We start from the raw sequence: 11,690 nt of genomic DNA on the forward strand, positions 1-11,690 counted from the left end.
CTGCCGCTCATGGTCGGCGCGATGGCGAAGAACGCCTCGACGCCGCAAGGCGCCGACGCGCTGCACACCGCGCTCGGTGATCACGACGGCGCCGATCTCGGCGGATTGCTCGGCGGTCTGTTCGGCGGCGGCGGCGGTGCCGGCAGCGGCCTCGGTTCTTTGGCCGAAGCCGTACTCGGTGGCATGGGCAGCAGCCCGCCGCCTTCGCCGCGCGGCGGCGGTATCGATACGGGGCTCGGCGGCGTCGGCGGCGCGATCCTCGGCCACATCTTCGGCAACCGTCGCGGTCAGGCCGAACAGGGCCTCGGCCAGACCACGGGACTCGGCGGCGCCAACGCGGGCCAGCTCATGGCCATGCTCGCGCCGATCGTCATGGCCGTGCTCGCGCGCATGAACCGCCAGCAGGGCCTCGGCCCCGGCGGCCTCACCGACATGCTCGGCGGCGAGACCCGCCGCACGCGCGAAGCCGGCGGCATCGGCGGCGGCCTGCTCGGCGCGGTGCTCGACCGCGACGGCGACGGCGATGTGGATTTGTCCGATTTGTTGAATGTGGGCGGCAGTGTGATCGCTGCCACGCGGCGTTGACCAACCAAAGGAGCGGAACATGGGACTGTTCGATTTCATGAAAGACGCCGGCGCGAAGGTGCTGGACGCGGTCGCCAACCCGGCCAAGGCGCCCGGGCAGATCAAGGAACACATCGAGAAGGAGATCGGCGTCAAGGACGTCGACGTGCAGTGGGTCGACGGCACCGTCAAGATCAGCGGCGAAGCCGCGACGCAGGCCGACAAGGAGCGCCTGATCCTCGCCGCCGGCAACATCAAGGGCGTCGAGAAGATCGAGGACAGCATCAACGTCAAGGAGCCCGGCTCCGAGTCGCGCATGTATACGGTCAAGGCCGGCGACACGCTGAGCAAGATCGCCAAGCAGTTCTACGGCAATGCCGGCGAATACGAAAAGATCTTCGAAGCGAACAAGCCGCAGCTCAAGCATCCCGACAAGATCTATCCGGGGCAGATGCTGCGGATTCCCTAAACATCCACCCCACGGCTCCTGTGCCGTGCTGCTCTTCCCCACGACCCCGCCGAACGCTTGCGGTGCAAGCGTTCGGCCGCCCCCTTGACGCAAGCGAGCTCCGACGGCGGTTCCGGCTTTCGAACCGTTCCTGGCGACGCAAAGCGCAGCGATGCCTTCACGACGATGTACCGCCGCCCTCCTCCGCCATGCGTTCGCCGGAGGCGACGACCTCGAAAGTGCGGTTCGCCTGCGGCTCGCCGCAACTTACGATCTTTTCTTTTTCCAGGTTCTCGCATGTCCTACGAACCGCCCGCCCTTCTTGCGCTGCCGACGCGCGCCGACATCGACGCCGCGGCGGCGCGCATCCGCGACCATGTCCGCGTCACGCCGGCCCTGCGCGGCGGCACCGGCTTCGCCGGCGTCGATGCCGACATCACGCTGAAGCTCGAATGCCTGCAGCACAGCGGCTCGTTCAAGCCGCGCGGCGCGTTCAACCGCGTGCTGTCGCAGGTGGAACTTCCCGACAGCGGGCTGATCGCGGCCTCGGGCGGCAATCACGGCGCCGCCGTCGCCTATGTCGCGCGCAAGCTCGGGCTGCGCGCTGAGATTTTCGTACCGGAAATCGCCGCGCCGGCGAAGATCGCGCGGCTGCGCGACTATGGCGCGACGCTGCGCGTCGGCGGCCGCGACTACGCCGAAGCGCTCGCCGCAAGCCGCGAGCGTCAGCGCGCCACCGGCGCGCTCGAGATCCACGCGTACGACGCGTTCGAGGTCGTCGCCGGCCAGGGCACGCTCGCGCGCGAACTCGAACGGCAGGCCGGTCCGCTCGACACGCTGCTCGTCGCCGTCGGCGGCGGCGGCCTCGTCGGCGGTATCACCGCGTGGCATGCGCAGGGCACGCGCATCGTCGCGGTCGAACCCGAGCGCAGCCGCGCGCTCAATGCCGCACTCGAGCGCGGCGAGCCCTGCGACGTCGACGTCGGCGGCGTCGCCGCCGATTCGCTCGGCGCGCGCCGCATCGGCGCCATCGCGTTCGCGCTCGCGCAGTCGCGCAGCGTCGCGAGCGTGCTCGTCGACGATGACGCGATCCTGCGCGCGCAGCGGCTGCTCTGGTCGGAACTGCGCATCGTCGCCGAACCCGGCGGCGCCACGGCGCTGGCTGCGCTCGTCGGCGGCGCGTATCGGCCGCACGCCGGCGAGCGCGTCGGCGTCGTCGTCTGCGGCGCGAATACGGACCCTGGTCTCGTTTCGTAGCCGCATCGCGCGGCAGCGCCTGCGCCGCGTCGAGCGACGATTGCGACGAACGAGACTCAGTCGGGCTGCGACGCGATAGCATCGACGACGCAGACACGCGAGGTGCTCCATGGTCAACCTGACGCGCCGCGGCTTCGTCGCCGCACTGGGCAGCAGCCTCATCCTCATGCCGCCGCTTCACCGGGCCAATGCCGCCGACGCGCTGCAACGCGCGATTCCGCGCGACGGCACGCCGCTGCCGGCCATCGGCCTCGGCACCTGGCAGGCATTCGACTTCGATGCCGGCGACGCGGCCGCGAACGCCGAAGGCGCGCAGACATTGCAACGCCTGTTGCAGCAGCCGCGCAGCGTCATCGACACCTCGCCGATGTACGGCCGCGCCGAAGCGGCGCTCGGACGGCTGCTGAAACAGCACGATCCGAAGCAGCGGAGCTTCGTCGCGACCAAGGTCTGGACGCACGGCCGCAACGAAGGTCGCGCGCAGATCGAGCAGTCGTTCGAGCGGCTCGGCCGCGACGTGATCGATCTGTATCAGGTCCACAACCTCGTCGACTACGCGACCCATCTGCCGACGCTGCAGGCGCTCAAGCGCGAGGGCCGCGTGCGCTACATCGGCGTCACGCACTACACGAAGTCGGCCTATGCCGACCTGCTGAAAACGACCGACCTCGACGCGATCGATTTCATGCAGATCAACTATTCGCTGCTCGAGCGCGAGGCTGCCGACGCAATCTTCCCGGCGGCTCGGCGGCACCGCGTCGGCGTGATCGTCAACCGGCCGTTTGCCGAAGGCGCCGTTTTCCGCAGGACCAACGGCAAACCGCTGCCGGACTGGGCCGCCGGGATCGGCTGTACGAGCTGGGCGCAATTCGCGCTGAAGTTCATCCTTGCCCAGCCCGCGGTGACCTGCGCGATACCCGGCACGCGCAACCCGACCTATCTCGCCGACAACCTACGCGCCGCGTCCGGTCCCGTGCCCGACGCCGACACGGCGCGGCGCATGGCGGCGTATTTCGATGCGCTGTAGCGTCGCTGCCGAGTCCGCCCCAGACCGGTAAAGCAGGAAACAGCGGTTGGCGATCGGCGACTGGCGAAGGCGGGCTCGCCGGTTGCCGCGCGCTCCGCCCAGTTTCCTGTCGCTATCCTCGGCTTGTTCGCATTTCATCGGCCGCGATTCACCGTCCGCCTTCGACAGTGCTAGATTCGGGCCGCGGCCTCGAAGCCGTCGGCATCTGTATAGGACGCGGCAAACGCGTCAACGGCACGAGGCTACGAATGGATGCCGTGTACTCCGCCGACCGACGGAGCGAACAGCCGGATGTCTACCGGTAGCAGGCGATCTCAGGCGCAGTCCCGGAGCCAGATCATGATGCGCAATCCGTTCACGCTGTCGGCACTCGATCAGCCCTACGCCGAGCGCCTCGAGGAAATCCTCGTCGACGATCTGTACCGGCGCGCCGCCGTGCCGGTCGTGATGCTGCTGCCCGTGCTCGGGGTGTTCTACTGGGTCATCGCCGACATCGTCCCCGATCGGCCGGTCATCGGCTGGATCTTCGTCGCGCTGATCGTGCTCGTCATTCCGCGCCTGATCATCGTGCTCTGCGCCGACCGCATCAAGGCGCGCTTCCCGAACGCGCACGAGCGGCTGCTGTTCTTCGCCGTGCCGACGGTCATCGTCGGGCTCGGCATGTCCGCGATCAACCTGCTCGCCGCGCCGATGATCACCGGCGAACAGCTGTTCATGCTGGCGCTCATCGCCGCCGGCATCAATTCGATCGCGATCATCAGCATGAGCGCAAGCCTCGGCACGTATCTGCTCTACATGGTGCCGAACATCGCTTCCATCGCCGTGGCCGAGATGATCGGTCCACCGCTGACCTATCGCGGCGTGTTCCTGTTTCTCGTCATCACGAACCTCGTCTCGCTCGTGGTCATGGCCACGACGGTACATGTGAAATATTGCCGCGGCATCCTGCTGCAGCTGAAGATCAACGAGATCAACTCGCAGCTGCAGGATCTCAACCGGCAGCTCAAGGGCGAAGTGCAGGAACGCATGGCCGCCGTCGCCGAGCTCAAGGTCCGCAACGAAGACCTCGAAGCGCTGAACCAGCGCATGGCGACGACGCAGGCGCGCCTGCTGCAGTCGGAGAAGATGGCGTCGATCGGCCAGCTCGCCGCCGGCATCGCGCACGAGATCAACAACCCGATCACGTTCGTGCGCTCGAACCTGCACAGCCTCGCCAACTACCTGACCGACCTCGTCGCGGTCATGAAAGCCTACGAAGACGTCGCGTCCGCGCGCGAGGACGGCGCCGAGCGGCGCAAGCTCGCCGAACTCAAGCGCTCGACCGACATCGGCAACGTGCTCGACGACATACCGCCGCTGATCGCCGAATCCTCCGACGGCCTCAGCCGCGTCGAGAAGATCGTGAAGGACCTGAAGAAGTTTTCCAACGTCGACCGCAGCGCGTGGCAGTTCATCGACCTCCACGACAGCATCGACACGACCCTGAGCGTCGCCGCGCACGAGATCACCACGAAGGCCGACGTCGTTCGCGAATACGGCACGCTGCCGCCGGTCGCCTGCCTGCCCGGCCAGATCAACCAGGTCTTCCTGAATCTCCTGATCAACGCCGCACAGTCGCATACCGGGCGCGGCACGATCACGATCCGGACCGGACGCGACGGCGACGCGGTCTGGGTGCAGATCGAGGACACAGGCAACGGCATCCCGGCCGACCACCTCGCGCGCATCTTCGATCCGTTCTTCACGACGAAGAAAGCCGGCGTCGGCCCCGGGCTCGGACTCTCGGTCTCCTACAACATCGTCCAGCAGCACGGCGGCACGCTCGACGTCACGAGCGAAGTCGGCAAAGGCTCGACGTTCACGGTGCGGCTGCCGATCGACGAGCGGCCGCCGGCCGAGCAGACCGAGGCGGCGTACCGGCCGCGGACGCATTGAGGTCCGGCGGGCGGCGGTCGCTGCTCATTCGCCGCTGCCGAATCGCTCCGCATACACCTGGGCGACCCAGTCCACGAACGCGCGCACGCGCGGCGACAGCTGCCGGTGCTGCGGATACATCGCCGACACGGTGACGCCGGTGCTGCGCCATTGCGGCAGCACCTCGACGAGACTGCCTTCGCGCAGTTCGTGTTCGACGTGATAGCGCGGCAGCTGCACGAGACCGCAGCCGCGCAGCGCGCAGGCGACGTAGGCTTCGGCGTCGTTCACCGCGATCCAGCCCGGCAGCTCGTATTCGACGACGCTGCCGTCGACGACGAGTTCGAACGGATAGCGGCGGTCGTGGCTGCTCGCGAAGAAGCCCACGGCCTGGTGCGTCGCCAGGTCGCCCGGATGGCGCGGCGTGCCGAAATGCGCCAGATAGTCCGGGCTCGCGCAGACGACTTCGGGCAGCACGGCGAGCCGGCGCGCGACGAGTGAGGAGTCCTTCGGCGTGCCCGCGCGCACGACGCAGTCGATGCCTTCGCGCACGAGGTCGACGAGACGATCGCCGCTGCTGACGGCGAGATCGACCTGCGGATAGCGGCGGCGGAATTCGTCGATGCGCGGCAGCACGATCTGCGTCGCGTGCGTGCCGTGCAGATCGAGGCGCAGCGTGCCGCGCGGATTGCCCGCGACGGTGCTCAGCGACGACTCGGCATCGTCGAGTTCCGCGAGCAGATGCACGCAGCGCTCGTAGAACGCCTGCCCGTCCGAGGTCGGGCGTACCTGCCGCGTCGTACGTTCGAGCAGGCGCGTGCCGAGCCGGGCTTCCAGCTTCTTGAGCGCATGCGTCGCCGTTGCGCGCGGGATGTCGAGCACGCCGGCCGCGCGCGTGAAGCTGCCGAGCTCGACGATGCGGACGAACAGCTGCAGCGAATCGAAGCGGTCCATTGTTGGATCAAATTGAATTCTGTTACCCGTTTCTAGCGCTTTGTTCGGCCAGGCACAACACGAAGAATGCGCTCCACGCGCGCATCACCGCGATGGCGCCCTCGACGCCGTCAACCAGGAGCAACCCATGTCCACGTCCACCGACACGCCCAGCCTCACGCGCACCGCCCTCGTCACCGGCGCCTCGCGCGGCATCGGCCAGGCCATCGCAAAGCGACTCGCCGCGGACGGCTTCGCCGTCGTCGTCAACTACGCCGGCAACGCGGCCGATGCCGACGCGACCGTTGCGGCCATCGCGGCCGCGGGCGGCAAGGCCGTCGCCGCGAAGGCCGACATCAGCCGTGCCGAAGACGTCGCGACGCTTTTCGCGACGGCGCGCGAAGCCTTCGGCCGCATCGACGTCGTCGTGAACAGCGCCGGCGTGATGCCCGTCGCGCCGATCGCGCAGGCGGGCCTCGCCGACTTCGATCGCGTCATCGCCACGAACCTGCGCGGCACGTTTCTCGTACTCGCCCAGGCTGCAAAGGAACTCGGCGACGGCGGCCGCATCGTCGCGCTGTCGACGAGCGTGATCGCGAAGAACTTTCCGGGCTACGGCCCGTACATCGCGTCGAAAGCCGGCGTCGAAGGCCTCGTGCACGTGCTCGCGAACGAACTGCGCGGCCGCAACATCACCGTGAATGCCGTCGCGCCCGGCCCGGTCGCGACCGAGCTGTTCTTCAACGGCAAGACCGCGCAGCAGGTCGAGCAGATCGCCGCGCAGTCGCCGCTGCAGCGCATCGGCACGCCGGATGAAATCGCCGCGACCGTGTCGTTCCTCGCCGGACCCGACGGCGCCTGGGTCAATTCGCAGGTGCTGCGCGTCAATGGCGGATTCGCATGATTCGCGGCGAAGCGGAAGCGGCGACGCACGCCGTTCCACACGCACACGGACGCCGCCGTCGTGAGCTATGCGGACGAACCGTCGACATCGTCGACGCACCGTCCGGACGGCGGCCGTTCCGAATTCCTGCGGCGCATCGGCCTCGGCGATCTGCTGAAACCGCGTGCCGCGGCCTGCCCCGCGATCGACTCACGCAACCGCGCCGCTCAACCCACCGGAGACACGACATGCCGTTCGCCAACTACAAATTTCCCGAAGGCATCCTCGACCCTGCCCGCAAGGAAGACCTGATCCACCGCACCACCGCGATCTTCGTCGAATACTTCGGCGAGAGCGTGCGCCCGTATTCGATGGTCCTCGTCGAGGAAGTCGCCGACGGCGGCTGGGGCCGCGCCGATGAGACGCTGACGTTGGCAAAAATGGGAATAACGCCGAAATCCAGATAGCTCACGCGGAGCCCGCCTTGAGCCCTTTCTCTCAAGCTCGCTTGGGGGAGAGGGTTGAGCGAGGGGGAGAGGGTGGGCCGAACACGGTGCCAGGGCGTGATCGCGATCGTCGACGGCAGGCAGCGGACCGAAGCCCTCAGCTTCCGGTCAGCGTCCCGAGTGCCTCGCGCAGCCTGTCGACACGCGCCGACTCGCCCTCGCCCTCGCCCTCACCCGCGCCGGCCCGTCCCATCGAATAAATCCCGACAACCTTGCCGTCGGCGCCGATGACGGGCGCGCCGCCGCTGCCTCCGGCCATATCACACGTGTGCTTGAACGATGTCGCGAGCACCTGCGTGATCCGGCATTTCGGCTGATCAATCGCCTTCGAATGACCTTGCAGGCCTGCGAAGTAGACCGTGCGCAACGCATCGCCGACGGTCGGCGGCACGACCGACAACTCCAACGGCGCGAGATCGGAACGCGTTTCTTCGAGCCTCAGCAGCACCCACTGCTCCAGCATCGAGCCGTCGCCGGTCTTGTGCGCCGGCCTGGCTACCGCGTAGGACCGTTCGCCCTGTTTGAACTGCAGCGCATCGCTGGCGCGCGATTCGCTGACGCAATAATTCATCGTTGCGATCAACGACGGAGCAACGACGAACGCCGTGCAGACGGACGCTCCGCCGACCTGCAGGCTTCCTACCGAGCGACCGGCCTTTCTCAGCGCAGCGCTGCTCAACGCCAACGGTACTCCGTCGTCGCGCTCGCGAGCGATATCTGTATTGCCAGGAAGCACAGGCCCCGTGCCGGGCTCGCGCTTGGCGAGATAGTCTTCGAGCCGGCGCGTACGCACGACGTCGCCGATGAGACCGGCCTCGAGCAGAAAGCGCAGATTCTCCGCCGCGCTTTCCGGATCGCCCGTCTTGATCATTTCCAGGATGCGCGCTTCCTCCGCCTTGTCGCGCTCCAGCTGACGCTGCGAATTGCCGTTCAACGCCGACACGACCGCGTTGCCCATCGCCGCGACGGTCGCGGCGAAAATGGCCGCGACCAGCGGATTGCGCCAGCTTGCACTCGCGGCTTCGTTCGTCTTGAGCGCGAGCTCGGCTTCCTTGACCGCGATCTCGCGTTCGCGCAGTCGCGTCTCGCGATCCCACTTCTCGCGTTCGGTCGGCGGCAGATCGATCGGCGTCGTACTCATCGCGCTCTCCGGCAGGGAAGCGTGAGACGTCGGTCGTCTCGGGAACGACGACGCCTCACGCTGGCAACCGTGTGCCGAACGCGCCATTTCTCTCAGCAGAGCACGCCGGACGGCGTACCGGCCGACGACGCCGGCCCTCCCGTTGGCACCGCGCGTCAGCCGGTATCCGTTCTAGCGATTCGGCCTGCCCGGCAGCGAGAGATCGCCCGACGCGACCTTGAACACGTCGGCGACGCAGAGCAGCGGGCTGTGCACGCTCGCGTTGACGCGCAGCGCCGCGGTCACGCCGTCGAACGTGCCGGCTTGCACCGCGCCGATATCGTCGAACGGCACGCGCACCTCGACCGTTTCATTCGTGAACGTCGGCGACCACCCGGGACTGTCGATGAGAATCGGCAGACCGGGCCAGGTCTTCGGCAGGCGCGGCTTGCTGCCCTCGGGAATGTCGACGACCTTCAGCGCGTCCTTGCCGCAGGCCGCGTCGGGCTGCAGCACGACCCAGTGCGAATGCCACAGATCGCCGTCATTGGCGAGGTTGCCGTCGCCGTTCTCGTCGAACAGCGGCGTGTCGTCGAAATCCGGATGCGCCGTCACCGCGAACGCGAGAATGCCGGCCTTCGGCTCGAAGCCGACGATGGCCGAATCGAGGCTCGTCGGCCACACATACGAAAACACCGAGCTGCCGGCGAGCTTGCCGGACTTCGCCGGACGCGATGCGCCGGCCTTGCCGGAAACCGCCATGTGGAAGATCGCCGTGTTGCCTTCGGTGCTGATGCGCGTGTGCACGATATCGAACGGTGCACGCACAGCAGTATTCGCCTTGCCGGCGATACCGCCCTGATGACCGGAGCCGTGAGCGACGGCGGCGCCGGCCAGCGCCGACAGCAGCGCCGCGGCGAGAAGACGAGAAGCATGGAATCGCATGACTGCCCTTTGTGGTGGTGATCGTGTGGCGGGCAGTATGCGGATCGAATCGGAACGAATTGACGCTAATCGTTCGCAAAACATACCATTTCGTTCATGCATCCGACGTCCGCGATCGACCGCCTCTCCGGCCTGCTCGAGCGATTCCGCCTCGAAGCGCACCTGCATCACTCCGGCGCGCTCTGCGGCATCACGCAGTTCGACGCGCGCGAAGGCTACGGCTACCTCCACGTGCTGCGCCGCGGAGAACTCGAAGTACGCCACCCCGGCTCGCGCCATTTGCCGAAATCGCTACATTTCCACGAACCCACCGTGTTGCTTTATCCGCGACCGGTGACGCACCGCTTCCACAACCCGCCGGCCGAAGGGGCGGATTTCACCTGCGCGAGATTGAGCTTCGGCAGCACGGACGAACACCCGATCGCACGCGCCCTCCCCGCACTGATCGCCGTACCGCTCGCGAAGGTCGACGGACTCGATCCCGCGCTCGGCCTGCTGTTCGCCGAAACCGATCGCGTCCGCTGCGGCCAGCGGCTGCTCGCCGACCGATTGTTCGAAGTCGTCGTGATCCAGCTCCTGCGCTGGCTGCTCGACCACCCCCACGAAGCCGGCATCAGCCCCGGCCTCATCACCGGCCTTTCCCACCCGCGCCTCGCCCGCGCGATGGTCGCCATGCACGACGCACCCGGCGACGCCTGGACACTCGAACGCCTCGCCGAAACCGCCAGCATGTCGCGCACCTCCTTCGCAACGACCTTCCGCGACGTCGTCGGACAAACCCCGGCCGACTACCTCACCGGCTGGCGCATCGTGCTCGCGCAGAACCGCCTGCGCGCGGGGCGGCCAATCAAGCTGCTGTCGGATGAATTGGGTTACGCGAATCCGTCCGCGTTTTCGCGGGCGTTTGCGGCGAAGACGGGGGTTTCGCCGCGGGAGTGGGTGAGAGGCCAGCTCAACGCCACCAGAAGTTGCGGTGCCAAACCTTCACCGGCCCGGACTTCATACCACGCCGTTACTGCAGACTTTCCGCATCATCTCTGACAGGAGTGCTTCGCGACGTGTGTATGCTTGCTATTGCTTGCATACTCGCCGCCGCTGACCTCACCCGATCCACCGTGCGCGCCAATCAATTGTGCGCCGCAACCCGAACACAATTCAGCGAATTTTTGCGATTGGACACAAGCTATATGCCAAGTCGGCATGTGTCACCCACTCGGCTGGTATAAGCGCCAGCCACGCTCCTCGCCGCAAAAGCCTTCACAGCTAGCTGCCAGCTCATCTCATGTTCGATTTTATGAATGAGCCCGTCGTTTCGCCCGGGGTCGGCTTCGTCAGCGACAGGCCGGTGAACTGGCGTATCGATGCAATCTCATACAGCGCCCCCATCGCCGAATCGCTAAATCCGAACGAGTTCTGCATCAGGCGGACGGTCCATCCCCCTTAAAGTGAGCCCAGGGATTGGTAGAGACTCTCAGCAAAGGAGAGTCCCATGCGGAAGTCGAAGTTCAGCGAAGTACAGATTGCGGCGATCCTGAAGGAGGCCGAGGCGGGAATGGCGGTGGCGGAAGTCGCGCGCAAGCACGGCATCAGTGCGGCGACGTTCTACCAGTGGCGGTCGAAGTACGGCGGGATGGAGGTATCGGATCTGCAGCGGATGCGGGAACTGGAGCAGGAGAATGCCCGGCTCAAGCGTTTGTACGCAGATCTGAGTCTGGATCATTCGATCCTGAAAGAGCTGCTGACAAAAAAGTTCTGATGCCCAGGCAGCGCCGAGCGGCGGTGGATTGGGCGATGGAAGAAAAGCAGGTCAGTCAGCGGCGAGCCTGTCGTCTTGTGCAGCAGTCGCGGGCGTCGCAGCGACGACATCTGCGAGGCCGCACGGTGACCGACGAGCGCGTTGAGCGCCGGCTGCAGGCGCTGGCCGAAGCGCATCCGGCCTGGGGTTGTCCGCAGCTGCATCGTCAATTGCGGCAGGAGGGGCATGCCATCAACCACAAGCGGACCTGGCGGCTGTATGACGCACTGGGACTGACATTGCGCCGTCGACGTCGGCGACGCCCGATGGAACGTGATCCACAGCCACTCTTGCAGCC

At 66.9% G+C, this 11,690-nt stretch carries 13 protein-coding genes; 10 read left to right on the top strand and 3 right to left on the bottom strand.

Features of this window, described 5'->3' with window-relative positions; all coding sequences use genetic code 11:
• From VLF18_RS05100 to VLF18_RS05120, 5 genes are all read left to right on the top strand, one after another.
• A partial coding sequence (locus tag VLF18_RS05100; RefSeq protein WP_325278532.1) for a DUF937 domain-containing protein occupies window positions 1–585 on the top strand: 585 nt, incomplete at its 5' end.
• Window positions 586–604: 19 nt separating this feature from the next.
• Window positions 605–1,033 (top strand): peptidoglycan-binding protein LysM, encoded by a 429-nt coding sequence (gene lysM / locus VLF18_RS05105; RefSeq protein ID WP_325278533.1) that lies wholly within the window; start codon window positions 605–607, stop codon window positions 1,031–1,033.
• Window positions 1,034–1,309: 276 nt separating this feature from the next.
• The gene (locus tag VLF18_RS05110; protein ID WP_325278534.1) at window positions 1,310–2,269 is read left to right on the top strand and encodes a threonine/serine dehydratase; all 960 of its coding nucleotides are present in this window, start codon (window positions 1,310–1,312) and stop codon (window positions 2,267–2,269) included.
• A 109-nt stretch (window positions 2,270–2,378) separates the two neighbouring features.
• On the top strand, window positions 2,379–3,296 hold the full coding sequence (locus tag VLF18_RS05115) for an aldo/keto reductase (RefSeq protein WP_325278535.1): 918 nt from the start codon (window positions 2,379–2,381) through the stop codon (window positions 3,294–3,296).
• Between the two features lie 339 nt (window positions 3,297–3,635).
• Window positions 3,636–5,231, top strand: coding sequence for an ATP-binding protein (locus tag VLF18_RS05120; protein WP_325278536.1), 1,596 nt, complete (start codon window positions 3,636–3,638; stop codon window positions 5,229–5,231).
• Between the two features lie 24 nt (window positions 5,232–5,255).
• Here VLF18_RS05120 and VLF18_RS05125 read toward each other — a convergent pair whose 3' ends face one another.
• The gene (locus VLF18_RS05125; RefSeq protein ID WP_325278537.1) at window positions 5,256–6,164 is read right to left on the bottom strand and encodes a LysR family transcriptional regulator; all 909 of its coding nucleotides are present in this window, start codon (window positions 6,162–6,164) and stop codon (window positions 5,256–5,258) included.
• 127 nt (window positions 6,165–6,291) lie between these two features.
• Here VLF18_RS05125 and VLF18_RS05130 point away from each other — a divergent pair, with 127 nt between their 5' ends.
• Entirely contained in the window at window positions 6,292–7,047 is a 756-nt protein-coding gene (locus tag VLF18_RS05130; RefSeq protein ID WP_325278538.1) for an SDR family oxidoreductase, read from the top strand.
• 227 nt (window positions 7,048–7,274) lie between these two features.
• Entirely contained in the window at window positions 7,275–7,493 is a 219-nt protein-coding gene (locus tag VLF18_RS05135) for a tautomerase family protein (RefSeq protein ID WP_325278539.1), read from the top strand.
• A 136-nt stretch (window positions 7,494–7,629) separates the two neighbouring features.
• Here the strand turns inward: VLF18_RS05135 and VLF18_RS05140 are convergent, their stop codons facing one another.
• Together VLF18_RS05140 and VLF18_RS05145 are read right to left on the bottom strand one after the other, a co-directional pair.
• Complete coding sequence (locus tag VLF18_RS05140; protein ID WP_325278540.1) at window positions 7,630–8,490, bottom strand: trypsin-like serine peptidase; 861 nt, start codon at window positions 8,488–8,490, stop codon at window positions 7,630–7,632.
• A 354-nt stretch (window positions 8,491–8,844) separates the two neighbouring features.
• The gene (locus tag VLF18_RS05145) at window positions 8,845–9,597 is read right to left on the bottom strand and encodes a hypothetical protein (RefSeq protein WP_325278541.1); all 753 of its coding nucleotides are present in this window, start codon (window positions 9,595–9,597) and stop codon (window positions 8,845–8,847) included.
• Between the two features lie 96 nt (window positions 9,598–9,693).
• Between VLF18_RS05145 and VLF18_RS05150 the strand changes: the two genes are divergently transcribed.
• The 3 genes from VLF18_RS05150 to VLF18_RS05165 all read left to right on the top strand — a co-directional run.
• Window positions 9,694–10,638 (top strand): AraC family transcriptional regulator, encoded by a 945-nt coding sequence (locus VLF18_RS05150; protein WP_325278542.1) that lies wholly within the window; start codon window positions 9,694–9,696, stop codon window positions 10,636–10,638.
• Between the two features lie 448 nt (window positions 10,639–11,086).
• Window positions 11,087–11,353 carry a transposase gene (locus VLF18_RS05160; RefSeq protein ID WP_325278543.1) on the top strand — a complete coding sequence of 89 codons (267 nt, stop codon included), beginning with the start codon at window positions 11,087–11,089 and terminating at the stop codon, window positions 11,351–11,353.
• Window positions 11,354–11,388: 35 nt separating this feature from the next.
• The coding region (locus VLF18_RS05165) for an IS3 family transposase (RefSeq protein ID WP_325278544.1) at window positions 11,389–11,690 on the top strand (302 nt) is incomplete at its 3' end.

The organism is Tahibacter sp. (genome assembly GCF_035481375.1).
Taxonomy (GTDB): Bacteria; Pseudomonadota; Gammaproteobacteria; order Xanthomonadales; family Rhodanobacteraceae; genus Tahibacter.